18 protein-coding genes are annotated in these 22,211 nt (G+C 72.9%); 8 read left to right on the forward strand and 10 right to left on the reverse strand.

Going from position 1 to position 22,211, the window contains the following annotated elements:
- The first annotated feature begins 19 nt into the window (after window positions 1-19).
- Both KBY47_RS05330 and KBY47_RS05335 read left to right on the forward strand, forming a co-directional pair.
- The gene (locus KBY47_RS05330; protein ID WP_210919747.1) at window positions 20-2,533 is read left to right on the forward strand and encodes an RNA helicase; all 2,514 of its coding nucleotides are present in this window, start codon (window positions 20-22) and stop codon (window positions 2,531-2,533) included.
- A gap of 37 nt (window positions 2,534-2,570) precedes the next feature.
- The gene (locus KBY47_RS05335) at window positions 2,571-3,437 is read left to right on the forward strand and encodes an acyl-CoA thioesterase II (protein WP_210919748.1); all 867 of its coding nucleotides are present in this window, start codon (window positions 2,571-2,573) and stop codon (window positions 3,435-3,437) included.
- A gap of 32 nt (window positions 3,438-3,469) precedes the next feature.
- Here KBY47_RS05335 and KBY47_RS05340 read toward each other — a convergent pair whose 3' ends face one another.
- Both KBY47_RS05340 and KBY47_RS05345 read right to left on the reverse strand, forming a co-directional pair.
- On the reverse strand, window positions 3,470-4,399 hold the full coding sequence (locus tag KBY47_RS05340) for a DUF6397 family protein (RefSeq protein ID WP_210919751.1): 930 nt from the start codon (window positions 4,397-4,399) through the stop codon (window positions 3,470-3,472).
- 126 nt (window positions 4,400-4,525) lie between these two features.
- Complete coding sequence (locus tag KBY47_RS05345; RefSeq protein WP_210919752.1) at window positions 4,526-4,939, reverse strand: roadblock/LC7 domain-containing protein; 414 nt, start codon at window positions 4,937-4,939, stop codon at window positions 4,526-4,528.
- A gap of 94 nt (window positions 4,940-5,033) precedes the next feature.
- On the opposite strand from KBY47_RS05345, the gene KBY47_RS05350 reads away from it, so the two are divergent.
- Window positions 5,034-5,462 (forward strand): PPOX class F420-dependent oxidoreductase, encoded by a 429-nt coding sequence (locus tag KBY47_RS05350; RefSeq protein WP_210919754.1) that lies wholly within the window; start codon window positions 5,034-5,036, stop codon window positions 5,460-5,462.
- Between the two features lie 28 nt (window positions 5,463-5,490).
- On the opposite strand, the gene KBY47_RS05355 is transcribed toward KBY47_RS05350, so the two are convergent.
- From KBY47_RS05355 to KBY47_RS05375, 5 genes are all read right to left on the reverse strand, one after another.
- A complete protein-coding gene (locus KBY47_RS05355; protein WP_210919755.1) occupies window positions 5,491-6,096 on the reverse strand; it encodes an ATP/GTP-binding protein in 606 nt (201 codons plus the stop codon).
- A gap of 160 nt (window positions 6,097-6,256) precedes the next feature.
- On the reverse strand, window positions 6,257-6,670 hold the full coding sequence (locus tag KBY47_RS05360; protein WP_210919756.1) for a DUF742 domain-containing protein: 414 nt from the start codon (window positions 6,668-6,670) through the stop codon (window positions 6,257-6,259).
- Window positions 6,671-6,692: 22 nt separating this feature from the next.
- Entirely contained in the window at window positions 6,693-7,166 is a 474-nt protein-coding gene (locus KBY47_RS05365) for a roadblock/LC7 domain-containing protein (RefSeq protein ID WP_247694261.1), read from the reverse strand.
- A complete protein-coding gene (locus KBY47_RS05370; RefSeq protein ID WP_210919757.1) occupies window positions 7,163-9,688 on the reverse strand; it encodes a nitrate- and nitrite sensing domain-containing protein in 2,526 nt (841 codons plus the stop codon). Before KBY47_RS05370 ends, KBY47_RS05365 begins: the two co-directional genes overlap by 4 nt.
- A gap of 63 nt (window positions 9,689-9,751) precedes the next feature.
- Window positions 9,752-10,525, reverse strand: coding sequence for an MHYT domain-containing protein (locus tag KBY47_RS05375; RefSeq protein WP_210919758.1), 774 nt, complete (start codon window positions 10,523-10,525; stop codon window positions 9,752-9,754).
- A 149-nt stretch (window positions 10,526-10,674) separates the two neighbouring features.
- Here KBY47_RS05375 and KBY47_RS05380 point away from each other — a divergent pair, with 149 nt between their 5' ends.
- On the forward strand, window positions 10,675-11,274 hold the full coding sequence (locus KBY47_RS05380) for a class I SAM-dependent methyltransferase (protein ID WP_210919759.1): 600 nt from the start codon (window positions 10,675-10,677) through the stop codon (window positions 11,272-11,274).
- Between the two features lie 24 nt (window positions 11,275-11,298).
- Here KBY47_RS05380 and KBY47_RS05385 read toward each other — a convergent pair whose 3' ends face one another.
- The gene (locus KBY47_RS05385; RefSeq protein ID WP_210919760.1) at window positions 11,299-12,195 is read right to left on the reverse strand and encodes an oxygenase MpaB family protein; all 897 of its coding nucleotides are present in this window, start codon (window positions 12,193-12,195) and stop codon (window positions 11,299-11,301) included.
- 100 nt (window positions 12,196-12,295) lie between these two features.
- Between KBY47_RS05385 and KBY47_RS05390 the strand changes: the two genes are divergently transcribed.
- Window positions 12,296-12,592: a hypothetical protein gene (locus KBY47_RS05390; protein WP_210919761.1), complete on the forward strand. Its 297-nt coding sequence runs from the start codon at window positions 12,296-12,298 to the stop codon at window positions 12,590-12,592.
- A 161-nt stretch (window positions 12,593-12,753) separates the two neighbouring features.
- Window positions 12,754-13,887, forward strand: a complete 1,134-nt coding sequence (locus KBY47_RS05395) for a hypothetical protein (protein WP_210919762.1) — start codon at window positions 12,754-12,756, stop codon at window positions 13,885-13,887.
- A gap of 29 nt (window positions 13,888-13,916) precedes the next feature.
- Here KBY47_RS05395 and KBY47_RS05400 read toward each other — a convergent pair whose 3' ends face one another.
- Window positions 13,917-17,216 (reverse strand): hypothetical protein, encoded by a 3,300-nt coding sequence (locus tag KBY47_RS05400; protein WP_210919763.1) that lies wholly within the window; start codon window positions 17,214-17,216, stop codon window positions 13,917-13,919.
- A 354-nt stretch (window positions 17,217-17,570) separates the two neighbouring features.
- A complete protein-coding gene (locus tag KBY47_RS05405) occupies window positions 17,571-17,753 on the reverse strand; it encodes a hypothetical protein (RefSeq protein ID WP_210919764.1) in 183 nt (60 codons plus the stop codon).
- Between the two features lie 237 nt (window positions 17,754-17,990).
- On the opposite strand from KBY47_RS05405, the gene KBY47_RS05410 reads away from it, so the two are divergent.
- Window positions 17,991-20,906: a DEAD/DEAH box helicase gene (locus KBY47_RS05410; RefSeq protein WP_210919765.1), complete on the forward strand. Its 2,916-nt coding sequence runs from the start codon at window positions 17,991-17,993 to the stop codon at window positions 20,904-20,906.
- Window positions 20,903-22,192, forward strand: coding sequence for an SWF or SNF family helicase (locus KBY47_RS05415; protein WP_210919766.1), 1,290 nt, complete (start codon window positions 20,903-20,905; stop codon window positions 22,190-22,192). The genes KBY47_RS05410 and KBY47_RS05415 overlap by 4 nt, the downstream gene beginning before the upstream one ends.
- Window positions 22,193-22,211: the final 19 nt, after the last annotated feature.

Here is a 22,211-nt window from a genome sequence, read left to right on the forward strand (position 1 = left end):
CGGCAGGCAAGATGGGGGCGTGACCCTCATCGATCAGCTGCCGCCGACCGCCGACCCCGACGCCCTGTACGAAGCCTTCGAGTCGTGGGCCGTGGATCGCGGTCTCACGCTCTACCCCCATCAGGAGGAGGCGCTGATCGAGGTGGTGTCCGGCGCGAACGTCATCGTGTCGACGCCCACCGGCTCCGGCAAGAGCATGATCGCCGCGGGCGCGCACTTCGCCGCGCTCGCCCGTGACGAGGTCACCTTCTACACGGCGCCGATCAAGGCGCTGGTCTCGGAGAAGTTCTTCGAGCTGTGCAAGCTGTTCGGCACGGAGAACGTGGGCATGCTCACGGGCGACGCCTCCGTCAACGCCGACGCCCCGGTGATCTGCTGCACCGCCGAGGTGCTCGCCTCGATCGCGCTGCGCGACGGCAGGCAGGCGGACGTCGGCCAGATCGTCATGGACGAGTTCCACTTCTACGCCGAGCCGGACCGCGGCTGGGCCTGGCAGATCCCGCTGCTGGAGCTGCCGCAGGCGCAGTTCGTCCTGATGTCGGCCACGCTCGGCGACGTGTCGATGTTCGAGAAGGACCTCACCCGGCGCACCGGCCGCCCGACCTCGGTGGTCCGCTCGGCGACCCGCCCCGTGCCGCTGTCCTACGAGTACCGGCGCACCCCGCTGACGGAGACCCTGACCGAGCTGCTCCAGACCCAGCAGGCGCCCGTCTACATCGTGCACTTCACCCAGGCGCAGGCCGTCGAGCGGGCGCAGGCGCTGATGAGCATCAACATGTGCTCGCGTGAGGAGAAGGAGCAGATCGCCGAGCTGATCGGCAACTTCCGCTTCACCACCAAGTTCGGGCGCAACCTGTCCCGGTACGTCCGGCACGGCATCGGCGTCCATCACGCGGGCATGCTGCCCAAGTACCGGCGGCTGGTGGAGAAACTCGCGCAGGCGGGTCTGCTGAAGGTGATCTGCGGTACCGATACGCTCGGCGTGGGGGTCAACGTCCCCATCCGCACCGTGCTGTTCACGGCCCTGACCAAGTACGACGGAAGCCGGGTGCGCACACTGCGCGCGCGGGAGTTCCACCAGATCGCGGGCCGGGCGGGACGGGCGGGCTTCGACACGGCGGGCTTCGTCGTCGCGCAGGCGCCCGAGCACGTCATCGAGAACGACAAGGCGCTCGCCAAGGCGGGCGACGACCCGAAGAAGCGCCGCAAGGTGGTCCGCAAGAAGGCGCCCGAGGGCTTTGTCGCCTGGTCGGAGGACACCTTCGAGAAGCTCATCGCCTCCGAGCCGGAGCCGTTGACGTCCCGCTTCCGGGTGACGCACACGATGCTGCTGTCGGTGATCGCCCGCCCGGGCAACGCCTTCGAGGCGATGCGCCATCTGCTGGAGGACAACCACGAGCCCCGCAAGCAGCAGTTGCGGCACATCCGGCGGGCGATCGCCATCTACCGCTCGCTGCTGGACGGCGGCATCGTCGAGAAGCTCGACGAGCCGGACGCCGAGGGCCGCATCGTCCGCCTCACCGTGGACCTCCAGCAGGACTTCGCGCTGAACCAGCCGCTGTCCACGTTCGCGCTGGCCGCCTTCGAACTGCTGGACCCGGAGTCGCCGTCGTACGCCCTGGACATGGTCTCCGTCGTGGAGTCCACCCTGGACGACCCGCGGCAGATCCTGGTGGCGCAGCAGAACAAGGCGCGTGGTGAGGCCGTGGCCGCGATGAAGGCGGACGGCGTCGAGTACGAGGAGCGCATGGAGCGCCTCCAGGACGTCACCTACCCGAAGCCTCTGGAGGAGCTGCTCTTCCACGCGTACAACACCTACCGCAAGAGCCACCCCTGGGTCGGTGACCATCCGCTGTCGCCGAAGTCGGTCGTCCGGGACATGTACGAGCGGGCGCTGTCCTTCACGGAGCTGGTGTCCGTCTACGAGCTGGCGCGCACCGAGGGCATCGTGCTGCGCTACCTCGCCAGTGCCTTCAAGGCCCTCGACCACAACATCCCCGACGATCTGAAGTCCGAGGACCTGGAGGACCTCATCGCCTGGCTGGGTGAGACGGTCCGTCAGGTCGACTCCTCCCTGCTGGACGAGTGGGAGCAACTGGCCAACCCCGAGGAGATGACCGCCGAGGAAGCCCAGGAGAAGGCCGACCAGGTCAAGCCGGTGACCGCGAACGCGCGCGCCTTCCGGGTCCTGGTCCGCAACGCCATGTTCCGCCGCGTGGAGCTGGCCGCTCTCGACCAGGTGGACGAGCTGGGCGAGATGGACGGCGAGTCCGGCTGGGACGCCGAGGCGTGGGGCGAGGCGATGGACAAGTACTGGGACGAGTACGAGGACCTCGGCACCGGCCCCGACGCGCGCGGCCCGAAGCTGCTGCTGATCGAGGAGGAGCCGGAGAACGGGCTGTGGCGTGTCCGGCAGATCTTCGACGACCCGAACGACGACCACGACTGGGGCATCAGCGCCGAGATCGACCTGACGGCCTCCGACGCGGAGGGCCGCGCCGTGGTCCGCGTCACCGACGTCGGCCAGCTGTGAGCAGTCGGCCCGCTGTGAGCACAGGAGAAGGACACCCATGACGAACCCGGCCGAGAGACTCGTCGACCTGCTCGACCTGGAGCAGATCGAGGTCAACATCTTCCGCGGCCGCAGCCCCCAGGAGTCGCTGCAAAGGGTCTTCGGCGGGCAGGTGGCGGGCCAGGCACTGGTCGCCGCCGGGCGCACCACCGAGGGTGACCGCCCGGTGCACTCGCTGCATGCGTACTTCCTGCGCCCGGGACGGCCGGGCGTACCCATCGTGTACCAGGTCGAACGGGTCCGGGACGGTCGCTCCTTCACGACCCGCCGGGTCACCGCCGTGCAGCAGGGCCGCACGATCTTCAATCTGACCGCCTCCTTCCACAAGCCTGAACCGGGGAGTTTCGAGCACCAGCTGCCGCCGGCCCGCGAGGTCCCGCACCCGGAGTCGCTCCCCACCGTGGTGGAGGAGATCCGGGGGCATCTGGGCGCGCTGCCCGAACAGTTGGAGCGGATGGCGCGCCGTCAGCCCTTCGACATCCGCTATGTCGACCGGCTGCGCTGGACCCCTGACGAGGTCAAGGGGTCGGACCCGCGCAGCGCCGTGTGGATGCGCGCGGTCGGCCCGCTCGGCGACGATCCGCTGGTGCACACCTGCGCGCTGACGTACGCCAGTGACATGACCCTCCTGGATGCCGTGCGCATCCCGGTCGAGCCCCTGTGGGGTCCTCGGGGGTTCGACATGGCGTCGCTGGACCACGCCATGTGGTTCCACCGGCCCTTCCGGGCGGACGAGTGGTTCCTGTACGACCAGGAGTCACCGATCGCGACCGGCGGCCGAGGGCTCGCCCGGGGGCGGATCTACGACCTGGAGGGGCGTCTGCTGGTGTCCGTCGTGCAGGAGGGGCTGTTCCGGGCGGTGTAGGACGTCTGGGGGCCGGGTGCGCTCGGGCACGGTCACATGGGACGGGAGCCTCTGCGCAGCAGTCGGTCCAGCAGTCCGCGAGTTCGCTCCAGCTCCTCGGGGACGAGCTCGTCACAGGGCGTCCGGCCCTCGGGTGCTGACGGCAGAGGTGTCCCGTGGGGTGTGGGACGCGGGGCGGGTCGGTGGTCGCGGGCCTCGCACAGGGTCTGTGCCAGATCGCTGCGCAGCCAGGCGATCTCGTCCGGGTCGTCCGCCGTCATGAGCCGCTCGGCGAGTTGCGCGGCCGGCGAGCCGGGGGCACCGTGCGACGGCGGGTCCGACCGGAACCGGTGCAGATGGGAGCGCTCGTAGGGATCGTCGACGATCTCCGCGATCTGGACGGGATCGAGGAAGGCCGCGAGGGCCCCGGCGCGCTGCCACGGGTCGGTGGCCTGCCGCAGCAGGAATCCCAGGCGTCGCCCCCGCCAGTTCCGCGGTCGCAGGTCCGCGCCGCCGTCCAGCTTCCGCCGCAGGCCTTCCGGCATGCGCTGGCGCAGCAGTGCGGAGTTCTCCTGTCCGGCGGCGAACTGCCGTAGTTCTTCGGCCAGATAAAGCCAGACCACGGCTCGGTACCGGTTGAGGTAGAAGTTGACCGGAATCAGCAGGCCCAGCCGGGCCAGCCGGGTGAACCGGGCGGACGAGACCTCCATGAGGGCGGCGCCCGCCGTGGTGCCCACGACCCGGACGCTTTCGTGCAGGGCTTCGGGGAAACCCGGCTGTCCGCGCAGGCGGTCCAGCTCGGCCTGGGCGACGCGGGCCCCGGTGCCGGTCTCGTCGGGCACGGTGCGGATGCGGCCGAGGTGTACGGCGAGGTCGAACTCACCCCGTTTCAGCCCCAGTTCTCGGGCGGCGCGACTGGGTGCGCAGGTGGCCTCGGTGGGTTGGGCAGGTTGGGCGGACTGGGTGGCGGTGTGGCCTGACATGGTCGGTCTCCCCCGTGGAGTCGGCGGCTCGCGCCGTCTGCGCTCGCCGTGAAAAAACCGTAGCCGGTTCCGCGGATCTCGTGGCGAGCCTGTGGATAACTCCGAAGGGGATGGAGAACGTGCAGGTCAGGGGTCTATGACGGGGGCGCGTTCGGGATGGCGGGCGTCCACGCCGAGGTGCTCGCCGACCCGGTTGACGAGCAGGGTCATCTCGTAGCCGATCTGGCCGATGTCGGCCTCCGCGCCGCTGAGCACGCACAGACAGCTGCCGCTGCCCGCCGCGGTGACGAACAGCACCGCGTCGTCGAACTCGATCATCGTCTGGCGCATCCCGCCCGCGCCGAAGTGCCGCCCCGACCCCTTGGCCAGGCTGTGCAGTCCGGACGCTATCGCGGCGAGGTGCTCGGCGTCCTCCCTCCGTAATCCCGTGCTCGCCCCTGTCACCAGCCCGTCGGTGGACAACACCAGTGCGTGCCGCACGTGTTCGACGCGCTCGGTCAAGTCGTCCAGCAGCCAGCCGAGTCCCTGGTTCTGCGCCATGGTCCGGTCTCCCCGTGTGATGACTCCCCCCTGGCCGGGGGATCTCTCCGTCAGCCTTCCCCAGGACCGGCCGCCGGGCAAGGAAGATGGAGGCATGGCACAGAAGATGACCGATGAGGAATGGCGGGCGTTCGTCATGTACGGGACCCGCACGGGCAAACTGGCGACGGTCCGGGCCGACGGGAGCCCGCATGTGACACCGATCTGGTTCCTGCTCGACGGGGACGAGGTCGTGTTCAACACCTCCGCGCGCAGTGTGAAGGGTCGCAATCTGGTCCGTGACGGCCGGGTCGCCCTGTGCGTGGACGACGACCGGCCGCCGTTCGGGTACGTGGTGCTGCGGGGCCGTGCCCGGGTCTTGGAGGATCTCGGCGAACTTGAGCACTGGGCGTCCCGGATCGGCGCGCGCTACATGGGCGAGGAGCGCGCCGAGGAGTTCGGCGCGCGCAACGGTGTGCCGGGTGAACTCCTCGTCCGGGTCACGATCGACCAGGTCCTCGCGGAGAAGGACGTGGCCGACTGACCCACGCCGGCCGGGCGTGGCCGACCGCTCAGCCCACGGAGTCCAGCAGCCGGGCGGTGTGCATCCGCCCGGCGTACTCGACGAGACGGATCAGCACCTCCTTGCCCGAGTCGCGGTCACGGGCGTCGCAGAGCACGACGGGGGTGCCCGGGTCGAGGTCCAGGGCCCGGCAGACGTCATGGGCTCCGTAACCGCGGGCGCCGGGGAAGCAGTTGACGGCCACCACGAACGGGATGCGCCGGTGCTCGAAGTAGTCCACGGCGGGGAAGCAGTCCTCCAGACGCCGGGTGTCGGCGAGCACCACGGCCCCGAGCGCGCCCTGTGCCAGTTCGTCCCAGAGAAACCAGAAGCGGTCCTGGCCGGGGGTGCCGAACAGGTAGAGGGAGAGCCCGGAGCGGATGGTGATGCGGCCGAAGTCCATCGCCACAGTCGTCGTGACCTTCTGGTCCACGCCGTCGGTGTCGTCCACCGACTGGCCCGCCTCGCTGAGCAGTTCCTCGGTCCGCAGCGGCCTGATCTCACTGACCGCACCAACCAAGGTCGTCTTGCCCACACCGAATCCGCCCGCGACCAGGATCTTCAACGCGAGGGCGGTCGACTCGTCGCCCGTTCGGTCGGAGTGCTCGGAGACCATCGATCACTTCTCTCTGGAGTGCCTGTTGCGGTCGTCGGCGCGATGGGGACACGGCGCCCGCATCATGGCAAGTGCTCTTTCTTACGGGATGGCTGGACCACTCTTGTGCGCGATGTGACCGTCTTTTCCCCAACTCGTCGCTGGATTGCGAGAGAACTCGTCACAACGCACGCAGCCCTTCGATCACTTCACGCAGAATTCGTTCATCGGGCAGTTGAGCGGGCGGCACCGGTCGGCTGATGGTGACGGTGCCGAGTTCGAGGAGGTCTCCGAGGAGCACCCGGACCACACCGACGGGGAGGTCGGCACCGGCGGCCAGTTCGGCGACGGACTGGGTCTCCGTGCGGCACAGGCCGACCAGGGTCCGGTGCTCCGGTCCGAGGCCGGGACGGTCGTCGACGCCGGGTGCGCCCGGGTCGAGGGTGACCAGGGCGATCAGGTCGAACCGAACCCCGGCGGGGCCGGGTCTGGTGCGTCCGCCCGTCATGGCGTAGGGGCGGACCAGGGGTCCGGCCTCGGTGTCGTACCACTGGCTGCCCTGCTCGCGCGGGCCGCCGGTGTCGTCGTCGCTCATCTGCTCGGGCCGCCCTTTCCCCTCAGCCGCCGAAGGCGGGCCGCGAGCCGGTGCGTGGAGCCGTGTAGAGGTGTTCGCCGACGCGTTTGACGAGGCGTGCCATCTCGTACGCCACCAGGCCGATGTCGGCGGTCACCGCGGTCAGGACGGCGAGGCAGGAGCCGTCGCCCGCCGCGGCGACGAACAGGAAGCCGTCGTCCATCTCGACCATGGTCTGGCGTACCCCGCCGGTGCCGAAGTGCCGGCCGGCGCCTTTGGCGAGGCTGTGGAAGCCGGAGGCCACGGCGGCCAGGTGCTCGGCGTCCTCGCGTCCGAGGTCGGTGGAGGAGCCGATGGCGAGTCCGTCGGTGGAGAGCACCACGGCGTGCCGTACCTCGCGCACGCGCAGCACCAGGTCGTCCAGCAGCCAGTCGAGTTCGCCGGACCTCCCGGGCTCTCGTCCTCGCTCGAACGGGGGGACCCCCGCGTCCGCCTTCGTGCTCGGGTCCTGGATCATGCGGGGTCTCCTTCGCTGCTGTCGCTGCGTGGTGCGGCGGCCGGGGTGCGCCCGCGGCCGGGTCGTCGGCCGCCGCCGCGGGCCCATCCGTCGCGGTACGCCGCCATGCGGTCGCGTACCAGTTCGGGGGTGCGCCCGTCGTCGCCCTGAGGTCCGGACGGCCGTGGCGGTTCCTCGGGGCGCTGTGCGCGCAGTTGCGGTGCGAGGCTGGCCTGCCGTACCCGGCGCGGCAGGTCGTCGGAGCCTTCCGGGGTGTCCGGGGGGCGGTGCAGCCGCAGGGCGGCCACCCGGGTGGGTTGCCGCTCGGTGGTGGTCTCCGTCGCGGGCGGGGCGGGCGGCACGAGTGCGGGCCGGGCGGTGGGCGGGGGGACGGCGGCCTCCGGGCTCTGCGCCGGGGCGGGCACGCGCGCGTGGAGGTGCTCCACGGGCTGCCGGTCGTCCGCTTCCTCCATGGCGGAACGTTGCGGCATGTCGCTGTGCAGCAGCGCGGTGGGCAGCAGGACGACCGCGGTGGTGCCGCCGTAGGGCGAGGTGCGCAGATGCACCTTGATGTCGTGCCGGGCGGCGAGCCTGCTCACCACGAACAGGCCGAGCCGGTCGCTGTCGAACAGGTCGAGCGCCTCGGACTGCGCGATACGGCGGTTGGCCTCGGCGAGCGTCTCCTTGCCCATGCCCAGCCCACGGTCCTCGACCTCGACGGCGTAACCGTTGCCGACGGGTTCTCCGGTGATGCGCACGCGCGTGTGCGGCGGGGAGAACTGGGCGGCGTTCTCCACGATCTCGGCCAGCAGATGCGTGAGGTCGGCGACGGCGGCGCCGACGATCTGGGCCTCGGGAAGCTGGCGCACCTCCACGCGCGCGTAGTCCTCGATCTCGGAGACCGCCGCGCGGACCACGTCGGTCAGTGAGACGGGCAGCCGCCAGGCCCGGCCGGGGACGGCGCCGGAGAGGATGATCAGGCTCTCCGCGTGGCGCCGCATCCGGGTGGTGAGGTGGTCGAGGCGGAAGAGGTCGCTCAACTCGTTCGGATCGTCGGAGCGGCGTTCCATGCTGTCCAGGAGGCTCAGCTGGCGGTGGACCAGGACCTGGCTGCGGCGGGCGAGGTTGACGAAGACCCCGGAGATGCCGCTGGCGAGTTCGGCACGTTCGACGGCGGCACGCAGGGCGGCCCGGTGGACGGTGCCCAGGGCCTCGGCGACCTGCCCCGTCTCGTCCTCCGACCGCGGTCCCGGCGGCGCCTCGGCGCGGATGTCGATCTCCTCGCCCGCGCGGAGTCTCCGCATCGCCTCCGGGAGTTTGTGCCGGGCGATCTCCAGGGCGCTGTTGCGCAGGCCGACCAGTTCGACGACGAGGGCGCGCCCGATGCGTACGGAGATCACCAGTGACGCGGCCACGGCGGCGAGGCCGAGGAGGACGGCGGCGCCCGCCGGGGTGAGCACGCCCCGGGTGAACGGGTCGGCCCGGTCCGCGACCCCGCGGGCCGCGTTCCGCTCGACGGTGCGCATCCCGTCCCGCACGCGCGCGTGGGCGGGGTCCCAGGTCGCCTCCGGTGCCGCCTGGAGCGCCGCGGCTCCGGGGCCGCTGGCCAGGATCTCGTCCTCGGCGTCGACGAGGGCGGCGTAGTCGCGGCTGTCGGCGAGGCGCCGCCACCCTGCCCGCTCGTCGCCGCGCAGGTCGGTCACGGCGGAGTCGGTGAGTGCCCGGCGGGTGTCGACGGCGCCGGTGAACAGTCGCAGCCTGTCCCCCGTGAGTCCGCCGTCGAGGCGGGCACCGGCGAGCAGCACGTCCTCCTGCGCCAGTGCCTCGCCCGCGCGGGAGAACTCAAGCAGCACGCGCGCGTCGGAGCCGAGATCGGCGTCCTGGATGCCGGTGAGCGCGCCGTTCACCGCGAAGGCCGCGGAGATGGAGGTCGTGTAGCGCTCGTACGTCTCCTGCCATCCGGCCTGCCGGTCGCGCACCGCGCCGCGCAGGGCGGACAGTCGCTCCGCGTCGGAGACGAACGTCTCCAGCCGCCCGGCCACCTGGGCGGGCAGTTCCTGGCCGTCGGCGACCGTGCTGTCGTCGCCGAGCCTGAGGGCCGCCACGGCGCGTTCGGTGCGTTCCGTGAGCCGCTCGAGGTCGCCGAGCCGACTGGTGGACGGCTCGGTCGCGTAGCGCACAGCGGCGGCCCGCTCGGCCTGGAGGGCCGCGACCGCCGCCGCGACGGGCTCACGGACGTCGGCGTCCACGCGCTGCACCTGCCGCAGCCGGGAAATGTCCTGGGCGGTGCTGACCGTGGCGTAGGCCCACAGTGCCAGCAGCGACACGACGGGCACCATCAACAGGCAGACGATCTTGGCCCGGACGGTGCCCGGCCGTATGCGTCGGCGCCCCACACGCGTGGGCTGCGTGTCGGCGGCGGCTCTCAAGATGTCGTCCGGATCCTCGTCGGCCGGTGGTCCGGCGTGCGCGCGGCGGCCCCGCGCTGGGGTCGGGGCCGGTGTCCCGGCGCCCGCGTCGGTGCTTCTGCGGGGTGTACGCATGGCCTCCTCGCTCGGTGTGGTTCGGGGCGTGCCGTCCGCGCGGGACCACCCCGGGGGCCGCCGTCAGCGGGCGGCGTTCTCGGCGGGCCGCTGGGCGGACGCGCTTGCCTCGCGCTCCCCCGCGGTGGGCGACAGTGCGACGAAGGCGGAGGTCAGGAAGAGGTAGGACCCGAGGCCGACGGCGAGGGGGAAGATGAACTGCATCGCCGTGGCCCCGGGCAGGAGGTCGCCGGACGGGGTGACGCGCACGCGCACCGCGAGCATGCCGGTGTAGTGCATGCTGCTCACGGCCGCTCCCATGACAAGGGAGGCGACGGTGACCGCGGCCGGTGACCTGATGTTGAGCGCCGCCCACAGCGCGGCTGTCGCGGCGACCACGGCGATCACCACGGAGAGGGCGACGAGCGCCGGGTCGTAGGTCACCCTGCCGTGCAGCCGCACCGCGGCCATGCCGAGGTAGTGCATGCTGGCGACGCCGAGCCCGGTGGTGAGTCCGCCGAGCAGGAGCGCACGGGCACGGTCCTTGCCGTAGCCGACGGCGAAGACCCCGGCGCAGACCACGGTCATGGCGACGATCAGGCTGAGCACGGTCAGTGGCACGTCGTAGCGGATCTCGGTGCCGCTGACACCGAAGCCCAGCATGGCGACGAAGTGCATCGTCCAGATGCCGGTGCCGATGGCGGAGGCCGCCGTGATCAGCCAGTTGCGGCGCGAGGTGCCGGTCGCGGCGAGCGCCCGGACGGTGCAGCGCAGCCCGAGGGCGGCGCCGGTGCAGGCCATCGCGTACGACAGCACGGGGGTCAGCCAGCCGAAGGTGGCATGGTCCAGGTGTCCCATGGCCCCGGGACGCTAGGGGGCATGGGAGCACGCAGGGGGCGCATTTCGAAAGGTGCCGCAATATGACGCAGCGGTGGGCGGGAGCGATCGCCTCCCGCTCGAAGGTGCGCACAGCGACGTCATCCCTGTCGGTGAGGGATCATGCGGAGATGAGCGACGACCGCACACACGTCCAGGAGTTCTTCACCGCACGCGCCGCCGACTGGGACCGCCGGTTCCCCGACGACGGGCCCGCCTATGCCGCCGCCGTCGCCGAACTCGGCTTGCGCGAGGGCGGTCGCGTGCTCGACGCGGGCTGCGGAACCGGGCGCGCGCTGCCCCCGCTGCGGGCGGCGGTGGGCCCGTCCGGTGTGGTCCTCGGGGCGGACCTGACGCCCGCCATGCTGGCGGCGGCCCGAGAGGCCGGACGGGACCAGGAGGGGCAGCTGCTGCTCGCCGACGTGGCCGCGCTGCCCCTGCGCTCGCGGTCCCTCGACGCCGTGTTCGCGGCCGGGCTCATCGCCCATCTCGCCCGGCCCGAGGAGAACCTGCGGGAGCTGGCGCGCGTGGTCCGCCCGGACGGCACGCTGGCGCTGTTCCACCCGATCGGCCGGGCGGCACTGGCCGCGCGCCACGGCCGCCGGATCACCGCCGAGGACCTGCGCGCCGAGCCCAACCTCCGTCCGCTGCTGGCCGCGTCCGGCTGGCGCATGACGTCGTACGTCGACGAGGACGACCGTTTTCTGGCACTGTCGGTGCGCGCGGACTGAGCCCCGACACTCGCCCCGCGGCCTTCAGACGGCGCTCTGCCCGCTTCCGTGCGGCACCGGACAGCCGCCGGTTCCGGGAACCGGCCAGGTGCCGAGTTCGTTCAACTGATAGCCGTTCGGATAGCCCTTGATCTCCCGGTTCTGCCGTGCGAAGTGGGGCTGGCGCCGAGGCGGCAGCAGCCGGACGACCCGGCCCCGGGTGCGCACCGCCCGCCGGACCAGCGCCCGGGTGGCCGCGCCCGGCGGCCGGTAACGGAAGGCGCGCAGCAGGGAGTCGTCGAGCAGGGAGAGCGTCGCGGTCCGGAGGAGGGGAGCGAGTGGACGGGGATACCAGGAGCCCATCAGATCCAGCGTGGCGTCCGAGACCCGGCGGGCGCTCGGGTCCCAGGCGAAGTGGGCGTCCTCATAGGCGTCGAGGCACTCCTCGAAGGCCTCGTAGGAGTCCGGCACGTCCTTGATGCCCATACGGCGCCCCAGCGTGCGGTAGTGGACCGTGGCGGCGACGACCTCGTGGCCGGACAGCCTGCGCCATCCGTAGGCGTCGATCCAGCGCCTGGGGGTCACGACGAAGGTGCACAGGACGTAGCGCATGTCGTCGTTGCCGATGTCGTAACGGTGATGCATCTGGTTGATGCGGCGGACGGCGGTCCGGCCCTGTTCGCTGTCGAAGCCGTGCTCCACGACGGCGTCGAGCAGCAGGGATGTGTCGTCGTAGCGCTTTTGTGCGCGGTCGGTGAGTTCGGCGGTCTCGGCGAGCAGCCGCCCGATGGAGGGCACGGCATAGGTGCGGTACAGGGCCAGTTCCAGGGCTCGTGTGTAGTCCCAGGGGAACTCGTAGGCCGTACTGAGCCGGTGGATCTCCGAGGCGTCCTCGTGCGGGTCCATCCTCAGGATCTGTTCGAGCCGTGCGAAGCGCTTCACCGCGCCGTCCCCCTTCTGCCGTCGGAACTCCAACTCTACGTTGAGTAGCCGAGGGCGAACGGTCCGCGAGGAAGTGCCGTGCCAGGTGAGGGTGGTCAGTATGTGGGGCAGGTTGCGCAAGTCATGGGCCGGGTTCCGGAACGCCGTGCGACTGGAGGGAAGCACGGACCGGGATGCCCGTAGCCACAATCTGTTCGAGGCGGCCGCCGCCTATGTCTCCGCGTGCGCGGAGGACGACCAGGACCGGATCGACGAGGCGGCGGGCTGGGTGTCGCCGGAAGCGCTGTCGTTCGGGGTGAACGAGCTGGCGTGCCGGGCCGTCGTCGCGCTCGCGCGGGAGCGCGACGAGTCGCCGCGGACGGTGGCACGCGCGCTGCTCGGCCTTCCGGCGGCCTGAGGAAGCGGCGTCCGGAAGCGGCGTCCGGAAGCGGCGTCCAAGAGGTCTCCCGCCAGGGCCGGGCCGGGAAGCCGCAGCTCCGGATGGTCTTCGCAGTCGTGACAACCGGCTCCCCGTCGCATTAGGGTGCGCGCCGTTGGACAACTCCTGGGGAGGCTGGGATGGCCGGGACGGACGAGGACGCCGTCGCCGCCGAGGACGACGCGCTCTATGTGCTGACGGCGGTGCTGCTGACGCCCGCGCAGTTCCCGAGTGTGCTCGGCGACGACTATCCGGAGGCGTGTGCCGCGCTCGGCCTGGCGCCGCTCGTCGACGGGTACGGCCTGGTGCTCGGCCAGGACGGCGACGGCGCGCGCTGGACGGTCGTCACGGACGACGTGTCGCTGGTCGCGGTGGCGATCGCCGCCTGGGACTGCGGCATGGAGTACGACCTGTCGCCGGACGAGCGCAGTGTGGTCGCCGCGCTGCCGGGCTGGCCGCTCGCGGTCGCCGTCGCGGCGCCGGGTGTCCCCGCGCCGCACGATCCCGCGCCCGAGATCGCCGGGGGCCCCGCTCTGAGCCCACCGGACACCGACATCTGGGGACCGGCGCAGCGCCGCCTCGGGGCGGACGAGATCGCGCTCCAGTGGGCGATGTGGCGGGAGCAGATCGACGACAGCGAGTTCGCGACCGCGAGCGGCGCGGCGGGGTCCGACGCGGGCGCGGGAGGGCCCGCCGGGGGCGGCGACACGGGAGGCGAGGAGGCGATCGGGACAGGCCACGCGGCGCCCGGCCCTGGCTCGGGCGGCTCGGTCCCGGACAACTCGGCCCCGGTCGCGGAGGGCTCGGCCGCGGACGGCTCGGCCCCGCTTTCGGGTGGCTCGGCCTTGGTCCCGGGCGGCTCGGTCCCAGCCACGGACCGTCCGGCCCCGGACAGCGACCGCTCGGACTCCGGCGTGGACGCCCCGCCCTCAGGGAACCACTCCGACGCCACCGCGGACGTATCACCCCCGGGCGACGCACCCGCATCCGACACGGACGGCGACCGGCCCACCGGTGTACGACGCGTCCTCGCCGAGGCGCGCGCCTACGTCGACACGCCCCCGCCGCTCGGCAGGGTCCGGTCGTCCTTCGCGCCGGGGGATGCCCGCACCCTGCGTGCCGACGGCCCTGGCTGGTCGCTCGTGGCCAGGACCGACGACATCGCCTTCGTGCTGCTCGACGACATGCCCGGCGAGGTTCTGCCGGTGGGCCGGGGCCCGGAGCTGCCCGGTCTGCTGGCGGCACTCGACCAGATGGCCGTACGCCCCAGCTGAGCCCGCGCGGCTGACCGGGCCCGCTCCGGTCAGCCGGGCGGGACCGGCTCGACCAGCAGCGCGCCCATAGCGGTGTCGGGGTCGCTGTGGGCGCGCAGGGCGTCGAGTTCCGCGCGCCAGGGCGTTCCCCAGGCGGTGGCCGTGCCGCACTCCTCGACGAGGGTGAGTGCCAGCTGTCCGGACACGGCCGTACCACGACCGCGCAGCCCACGTGCCGTGGCCAACGCCGCTTCACGCACGCGTGCCCGCCGGAGGTCCAGCGCAAGGTAGGAGCGGTCGGGCAATCGCGAGGGCGCGACCTCGCAGAGGCGGACCAACCGCTCCCACTGGGGTCCGTCGTGCTGTCCCCGGCGTAGGGCGTCCAGGGCGAGCCGCCACCCGAGCCGCGCCGCGTCCTGGTGCAGCCCGGACTTCTCCAGGGCCGCGGCCAGCAGGTCGAAGGCGCTCGTGACCTCGGTTTCCGGCCCGGGCGGGTATGCGGCGCCCGCGACCCGGTGCAGTCGCCGCAGCGCGTCGGCACGCACCCGTGGCTCCTCCGCGCGGGCGCGTTCGACGAGAGTCGCGAAAGCACGGCTGACCACGGATTCGGCGACCGTCCCGGGCGGGAACCCGGTGAGGGTTCCGGCTGCCGCCGCCCACACCTTCTCCGGGCGCTCCGGAGCGGTCACGGCGTCGGCGAGGAGCCGCATCGCGTCGTCGGCGTCCGGTTCGAGCCAGGTCGACAGCGCCCGGTGGACGGCGATCACCACGTCGTCGTCGCCCTCCTCGGCCAGGCGCACCAGGAACGCCCGGTACGGACCGCTGCGCGTCTCGGGGATCCTGCCCACGCGCGCGTGGACCACGGCGTCACGGACGGCGGGTTCGTGCACGGCCCGCGCGAGACGGTCGGCCACGTCCGGCTGGTGGAGTGCGGGGAGCAGGGCGACCGCCAGGGCCGCCCGGACGTCGGGGTGCTGCCGTGGTGCGTCCCAGGCCGCGAGGAGCGCCCGTACGGCGTCGGGACCGGGCAGCATGCCGAGAGCCCGGGCGACCTCCTTGCGGGCGCCCACCGGCGCGTCCGGCGCGCACGCCAGAGGTGTGAGCAGCGCGACGGCGTGGCCGTCCGGGAGGTGGGTCAGCAGGCGGCGCAGGGAGGCGGTCGCGGCCCGGCCGCGGACTCCGCCGGTCGCCGCATGGGCGAGGAGGAGGTCGCGCAGGCCGGGTCGGTTGTCGGTCCTGGCCGTGTCGTGCTCCGGGTCCGCCGCGGGGTCGCTCAGCGCCCACAGGGCCGCCGCCGCGACCGGCTGCGGTGCCTGCCCGGCCAGCTCCGTGAGCCGCGCGGGGTCCGTCAGCAGGGTGACGGCGTCGGTACGGAAGCGGAGCGGGGCCGTCTCGTCCATGGCCACGCGCGCGTGGTGCTCGCTCCACGCGTCCCGCTGGTGCGGGAGCCACCGCCCGGCGATGGCTGGTCCCCAGCGCGCCGCCCAGGGATGGGCGTGCGGCCAGAGCCGCCCGGTGAATCCCTCGCGCGCGGCGGCGCACACGCCGTCGAGCAGATCGGTCCGCCGGGTGGCCAGGGTGCGCAGGATCAGCGGCACCACGGCGAACGCCGGGTCGACGAGGACGAGTTCACCGCACCGCGAGTCCCGCAGCGGCGCGGGGTGCACCCAGGCCGCGGCCGCGCGGACGGCCAGGTCCGCGTCGTCGCTCTGCACGGCGATACGGCGGATCTCCGCGTCCAGGGCCGGGAGCGCGGCCAGGTGGGGTGCGAGGAGTTCGGCGAGGACGACGGTCGCCCTGGGGCGACGCTCGGTGGTGCCGGCGGCGGCCCACAGGGTGCGGGCGCCCGCCTCGTCGATGTGCAGGGGTCGGGGTGTGAGTGGGCTTCCCGGTGGCACGAAGACCTCGCCGAGCAGTTCGACGGCGTGTGCGGCTCGCTGGGCGTGGCCGGTCACCGCCGCCCGTCGGATCACACGCGAGAGCAGCCGTTCGGCGGCGCGCAGCGTCGCGGTCGTGGAGTCCCGTGACTGGGTGGCGGTCAGGACGGCGTCGCGCAGAACCTGTTCGGGCAGGGCGTCGAGCAGGTCGGGTGCGGCTCCGGCGAGTTGGTGCAGGGTCGCACGGCGCACCTCGTCCTGGTCGTGCCAGGCACGCTCGCACAAGGCGGCGATCCGGGCGAACTCCCCGGGGTCCGCGTGGATCTCGGCGCAGGCCAGCAGGGCGGGCCAGGCCATGGCACGGTGATGCGCGCGATGGTCGGCGGTGAGGTCCCGCAGCAGTGGCTCGCCGTCGGCCAGCGGCAGGGCTGCCATCAAGGTGACCGCGCTCCACCGGCGGCGGCCCAACCGTTTCAGACGAGGGCTGATCAGCTCCCGGCGGTCCGCCGGTTCGAGGGCGGCCAGGGTGGACAGGGGCGCACGGCGGGACGAGGAGCGTCCGGCGACGGTGGCCTCGACGAGGCGTCGGCGCTCCGCGGGCGGCAGCAGGCGCAGCAGGCCGTCCGGGGCTGTTTCATGGCGTTGGGGACCGCGGTACCGGGTGCCGGTGGAGGGCAGGTGACCGGCCAGCTCGACGAGGTCGTCGAGCGGCAAGGCACTCAGGGCCCGGCGCAGGGCGGGAGGCAGTGGCCCGGCGGGGATCGGGTGTTCCCGACGGCCCCGGTCCGGCGCGGGTGGCGCCGCGCGCAGGACGGCCAGTGCCTCGGCGGGGCGTTCCAGCGCCGCGAGCACTCCGTGTGCGGTGAGCAGTTCGGGCGCCCGCGCCAGCAGGATCAGCGCCGCGTCGGGGTCTCGCCGGGCGGCGCTGGTGGCGACCGCGCGGTGGCGCCGTAGGAAGCCGTGGTGCTGCCGCGACGTCTGCTCGCTGAGCGCCGCGAGGTGGGCGGCCACGGCGCGGGGTGCGTTGCGGGCCAGGGAGTTGAGGGTGCTGAGCGGCGCTTCGACGCGGCGCAGCCAGTCCTCGGCCGTGGGCGCGGGGCAGGCGGTGAGCAGGACGGCCGCGTCCTGGGCTCCGTGGCGTTCGTACACCGTGGGCAGCAGGCGGGCGGCGAGGGTGTGGCGGCGGCTGATCCGGAGCAGTCGGTAGGTGTCGCGGCGGACGGCGGCGACGCTGCTCAGGGCGGCGCGTTCCAGCGCTGGCTCGGGCACGGGCAGTCGGATGGCGGCGGAGCGTGCGCGGCGGCCGAGCAGGGGGTCGTCGAGCGCGGCCGCCACCCGTTCGAGATCACGGCGTACGACCGCCAGGAACAGGGCGGTGTGGCGTTCGCCGGGGTCACCGCCGTCGAGGGCGTGGCGCAGGGTCTCGTACGCGTGCGGGGTGAGGGTGCGGGCGTAGCGGGCCAGGGCACTCATGCGTGCCGGGAAGGGCAGTGGGTCGAAATGGGCCCTCAGCCAGGCGGGCGTCAGGGGCGCCGGCGGGGTCTGGGGCTGTCGGGACGGCGTCCTGGACGCCTCGGTTCCGGCCATCAGCGCTCACCGTGGAGTCGCTGGGCCTCCTTTCCGGAAGTCATGTTCACCATCGTGGCGTTCGGGGAGTGCGCGGCGCAAATGAATTGCCGGGAGCGGCCCTTGGCCGGTTCGGCGGGGTCAAGGGCCGGTCCTGGAGTCGCTGTTCTCACCGCCCGCGGACCGTCCTGCGGTCCGGCCCGCGGGCGGTCGTGCAGCCGAGGGACTCAGTCGTGATCGCTGTCATGGTCGTGATCGTCGCTAACGACCGAGTTCCTTGCGGCTGACACGCCTCAGCCTGCGCCGCTGCGAGGGATCCAGCGTGAGGTACGCGGCGGCCGGGACGCCCAGGATGACCAGCAGCACTGCCCACCAGGGCAGCCAGATCAGCAGGATGAGCCCGGCAACCACACCCCCTGCGGCGATCTTCGCGTTCTTCGACATCTATGTCGCCTCCTTCGCGGCCACTGCCGCTCTCTGTCCTGAGAACGGGCCCACGCTTCCGGCGGTTCCGGACCGCGACCCTGAGACATCCCTGAGGTACGCCCCCTACGGACTCCGTGACACCGCATCGATCCCGTGACTCAGGCCACAAGTCGAGCATGCCAGGTCGTTCGCGCAAGTGCTGTACCCTCGGCGACCCGACCCCAGTAGTCAAATTTGAGGAATACTGACATCGCTGTGCAGAGGCTTCCCGCGGCACCACCTTCCGAGATCATCGAACTGGCCCACTGCCACGCTGTCTTCGTACCTGGAGACCCGGCCCGCACCGGCGGCGTCGCCTTCTGGCGCCCCGACGGCGACCTGCCACCCGGCATCGGCGCCGGAACGCGTACCGAGCTGACCGTCGCGGTGCCGGGCGGCGACGGCGTGGAGCTGGTCGTCGTGCCCGTCGTCCTGCTGCCGATGCGCGAGGCCCTGCCGGTCCTCACGCGCGCGCGGGCCGCCGCCGAGGCGCACCGTGCCACGGTGTTCTGGGGCACGGCCACCGTGCTCGCCCTTCAGTTCCTGGCCCGTGGACTGCTGCTTCCCGGGCTGTCGGCGACCGACCACGACGCCTGGCGCATCGGTCCCCTGAAGACCGACGACATCGAGCGCGTCCGGCACCTCGCGGCCGCGATGCCGCCCGAGGCGCACGCCGCACCGCTGACCGGGTCCGAGCCGCCCCGGCTGCCCGACCCCGAGCTGCTGCTGCGTGCCTTCCTCGACGCCGCGGCCGACACACTCCCCCGGTCCCCCGCGGCGCCCCTCGTGACGGGCGGCCCGGCGTACGCGGCCCAGCCGCCTCAGCTTCTGCCCGGCCAGCGTGCGTGGGTGGCGGACATCGCCGCGGGCCATGACGCGGGCGTCCGGATCTCGCTGCGTATCGAGGTCTCGGGGCTGGAGTCGGCAGCTGATCTGTTCGGTCCCGAGGCCGAGGGCGAAATCCCTTCCGGCGCAGCAGGCGCAGGAGACACCTCGGGCCCCACTTTCCGCGCCGTCCCTCAGGTGCACAGTGCGAGCGATCCGGCGCTGGTCGCGGACGCCGCCGACGTCTGGGCGGGCCCCGACGGGAACCGGGCCTTCGGTCCGCGCGCGCGGATGGACGCCCTGCTCGCGCTGCGCCGCGCGGCCCGCGCCTGGCCGCCGCTCGCTCCGCTGCTGTCGGCGGCCGTCCCGGACGCCGTGGACCTCGCCGACGAGGAGATCACCGAGCTGCTCGGGGACGGTGCCGCCGCCCTGGCCGCCGCGGGAGTGGACGTGCACTGGCCCAAGGAACTGGCCCGCGAGCTGACCGCCCGCGCGGTGATCGGCCCGCCCGACGACGGGACGACGCCGGGCAGACTGACCTCGGACACGCCGTCGTTCCTTTCGGCGGACGCGCTGCTCGCCTTCAACTGGTGGTTCGCGCTGGGCGACCAGCGGCTCACCCGAGCGGAACTCGACCGTCTCTCCGAGGCGGCCCGGCCCGTCGTACGGCTGCGCGACCAGTGGGTGCTGATCGATCCCGAGGCCCTGCGCCGCGCCCGCGCCCAGCAGGACCGCAAGGTCACGCCCGTCGACGCGCTGAGCGCCGCTCTGACGGGCTCCACCGAGGTCGACGGCCACCGGGTCGAGGTGCGGCCGACGGGCTGGCTGGCGGCGCTGCGCGAGCGCCTCGCGGACCCCGAGGGGCAGGAGCCCGTCGCCCAGCCCGAGGCGCTCGCCGCCGATCTGCGGGACTACCAGCGGCGCGGGCTCAGTTGGCTGGCCCGGACCACCTCCCTCGGCCTCGGCTGCTGTCTCGCCGACGACATGGGACTCGGCAAGACCATCACACTGATCGCGCTCCATCTGCACCGCCAGACCGACCCGGCGTCCGCCGGACCGACCCTCGTGATCTGCCCGACGTCGCTGATGGGCAACTGGCAACGGGAGATCGAGAAGTTCGCGCCCGGCACTCCCGTGCGGCGCTTCCACGGGTCGCGGCGAGACCTGGACGCCCTGGCCGACGGCGAGTTCGTGCTCACGACGTACGGCACGATGCGCCTCGACGCCCGCCGCCTCGCCGAGGTGGGGTGGGGACTGGTGGTGGCGGACGAGGCGCAGCACGTGAAGAACCCGTACTCGTCGACCGCCCGGGAACTGCGTTCCATCGGCGCACGCGCGCGCGTGGCGCTCACCGGCACCCCGGTGGAGAACAACCTGTCGGAGCTGTGGGCGATCCTGGACTGGACGACGCCGGGGCTGCTGGGCCGTCTCGGCACCTTCCGCAGCCGGTACGCGCAGGCCGTCGAGAGCGGCCAGGATCCGGCCGCGGCGGAGCGGTTGGCGCGGCTCGTGCGGCCGTTCCTGCTGCGACGCCGCAAGTCCGACCCCGGTATCGCACCGGAGCTGCCCGCGAAGACCGAGACCGACCGCGCGGTGTCGCTCACCCAGGAGCAGGCGGGGCTGTACGAGGCGGTGGTCCGAGAGACGCTCGCGGAGATCGCCGAGGCGGACAGCATGCGGCGGCGCGGACTGATCGTGAAGCTGCTGACCGGTCTGAAGCAGATCTGCAACCACCCGGCGCAGTTCCTCAAGGAGGACCGGCCGAGGATCGCCGGACGCTCCGGGAAGCTGGAGTTGCTGGACGAACTGCTCGACACCATCCTCGCGGAGGGGGCGAGCGTACTGGTCTTCACGCAGTACGTGGAGATGGCCCGCCTCGTCGAGAGGCACCTGGCGGATCGTGGTGTGGCCACACAGTTCCTGCACGGCGGCACACCCGTCGCCGGGCGCGAGGCCATGGTGCGGCGCTTCCAGGACGGCGAAGTCCCCGTCTTCCTGCTGTCGTTGAAGGCCGCTGGCACCGGCCTGAACCTGACGCGGGCCGAGCATGTCGTGCACTACGACCGCTGGTGGAACCCGGCGGTCGAGGCGCAGGCCACGGACCGCGCGTACCGCATCGGCCAGACCCGGCCCGTCCAGGTGCACCGGCTGATCGCCGAGGGCACGATCGAGGACCGTATCGCCGCCATGCTGGACCGCAAGAGGGAGCTTGCGGACGCGGTGCTCGGCTCCGGGGAAGCCGCGCTCACCGAGCTGTCGGACGCCGAACTGGCGGAACTGGTCGAACTGCGAGAGAGCACCGCGTGAACCACCACGACGACACCGAGCGCACGTTCGCCGCGCTGCCGCCCGCGCGGGGGCGCGGCTTCGCCCGCACCTGGTGGGGGCAGTCCTGGCTGAAGGCGCTGGAGGACACGGCGCTCGACGGTGAGCAGGTGCGGACCGGGCGTCGCCTCGCGCGCGCGGGAGCCGTGGGCGCGGTCTCCGTACGGCCGGGGCGGATCACCGCCGTCGTACAGGATCGCAACGGCACCGGCCACCGGGCCGACGTCCTGCTGGAGGAACTGTCCGACGGCGAGTGGGACCGCTTCCTGGACCTGGCCGTCGAGCGGGCCGGTCATGTGGCCGCGCTGCTGGACCATGACATGCCGCCGCATCTGGTGGAGGACGCGCAGACGGCCGGGGTCGAACTGCTGCCCGGGCTGGGTGATCTGGAGCCGTCCTGCGACTGCGGTGCCTGGGACCACTGCGGGCACACGGCCGCGCTGTGCTACCAGGTGGCCCGCCTGGTAGACCAGGATCCCTTCATCCTGTTGCTGATGCGGGGCCGCGGGCAAGGCGCCCTGCTGGACGAGCTCCAGTCCCGAGGCGGCGGGTCGGACGCGGAGGAGGCTCCCCCGGAGGGCGTGGACGCCGCCGAGGCCTTCGCGGCCGGGGGCATCCTGCCGCCGCTGCCCGCCCTGCCCGAGTTCCCGGGCGAGCCCGGTGCGCCGCCGTCCCTGGACGCCGAGGCGGCACCCGTCCCCGGCGTCGACCCGGCGGCGCTGGAGTTCCTGGCCGTCGCGACCGCCATGGAAGCGCACCGCCTGCTGGCGTCCGCGCTGCGACCCGTATCCGAGGAGGAAGCCGCGCCGTGGGCCGTGCCTGGGCAGGGTGGCCCCAGCGTCGGGTTGTCCCTGGCCCAGGACGCCGTACGGCTGGCCTCTGCCTCTCCCGCGCGGGCCGTGACGGACCGGCTTGCCGCCGGGTCGGGGCGCAGCCGGGAGGAGTTGACGTCGGCCGTCCGGGCTTGGCGGTACGGCGGGCCGGCCGGGCTGTCGGTGCTGGAGGAGGAGTGGGTCGTCGAGGGTGAGGCCCTGGCACGCGCGCGTGCCGCTGTGAAGTCGGCCTGGGAGGAGGACGAGCGGCCGACGCTGACGGTTCGGGGCAACCGGTGGACGGTCGTCGGTGCGCCACGGCAGCTGCGCCTGGGACGCGACGGCCGCTGGTGGCCGTACCGCGAGGAGGACGGCCACTGGCAGCCCGCGGGCGGCCCGGCGCGGGACCCGGCGACGGCACTGGCGTCCACGTCCGCCCAAGAGGACGGACCGTGAGCGCTGTCGTCCGGCCGGG

Source organism: Streptomyces sp. B93, assembly GCF_018070565.1.
Taxonomy (GTDB): Bacteria; Actinomycetota; Actinomycetes; order Streptomycetales; family Streptomycetaceae; genus Streptomyces.

What these genes read in the sequence shown, in the direction of transcription:
- KBY47_RS05395 (WP_210919762.1), top strand. Translation starts at nt 12,754, where the DNA reads ATGGCCGGGACGGACGAGGACGCCGTCGCCGCCGAGGACGACGCGCTC.
- KBY47_RS05335 (WP_210919748.1), top strand. Translation starts at nt 2,571, where the DNA reads ATGACGAACCCGGCCGAGAGACTCGTCGACCTGCTCGACCTGGAGCAG.
- KBY47_RS05355 (WP_210919755.1), bottom strand. Translation starts at nt 6,096, where the DNA reads ATGGTCTCCGAGCACTCCGACCGAACGGGCGACGAGTCGACCGCCCTC.
- KBY47_RS05400 (WP_210919763.1), bottom strand. Translation starts at nt 17,216, where the DNA reads ATGAGTGCCCTGGCCCGCTACGCCCGCACCCTCACCCCGCACGCGTAC.
- KBY47_RS05375 (WP_210919758.1), bottom strand. Translation starts at nt 10,525, where the DNA reads ATGGGACACCTGGACCATGCCACCTTCGGCTGGCTGACCCCCGTGCTG.
- KBY47_RS05345 (WP_210919752.1), bottom strand. Translation starts at nt 4,939, where the DNA reads ATGGCGCAGAACCAGGGACTCGGCTGGCTGCTGGACGACTTGACCGAG.
- KBY47_RS05350 (WP_210919754.1), top strand. Translation starts at nt 5,034, where the DNA reads ATGGCACAGAAGATGACCGATGAGGAATGGCGGGCGTTCGTCATGTAC.
- KBY47_RS05380 (WP_210919759.1), top strand. Translation starts at nt 10,675, where the DNA reads ATGAGCGACGACCGCACACACGTCCAGGAGTTCTTCACCGCACGCGCC.
- KBY47_RS05365 (WP_247694261.1), bottom strand. Translation starts at nt 7,166, where the DNA reads ATGATCCAGGACCCGAGCACGAAGGCGGACGCGGGGGTCCCCCCGTTC.
- KBY47_RS05360 (WP_210919756.1), bottom strand. Translation starts at nt 6,670, where the DNA reads ATGAGCGACGACGACACCGGCGGCCCGCGCGAGCAGGGCAGCCAGTGG.
- KBY47_RS05405 (WP_210919764.1), bottom strand. Translation starts at nt 17,753, where the DNA reads ATGTCGAAGAACGCGAAGATCGCCGCAGGGGGTGTGGTTGCCGGGCTC.
- KBY47_RS05390 (WP_210919761.1), top strand. Translation starts at nt 12,296, where the DNA reads ATGTGGGGCAGGTTGCGCAAGTCATGGGCCGGGTTCCGGAACGCCGTG.
- KBY47_RS05340 (WP_210919751.1), bottom strand. Translation starts at nt 4,399, where the DNA reads ATGTCAGGCCACACCGCCACCCAGTCCGCCCAACCTGCCCAACCCACC.
- KBY47_RS05370 (WP_210919757.1), bottom strand. Translation starts at nt 9,688, where the DNA reads ATGCGTACACCCCGCAGAAGCACCGACGCGGGCGCCGGGACACCGGCC.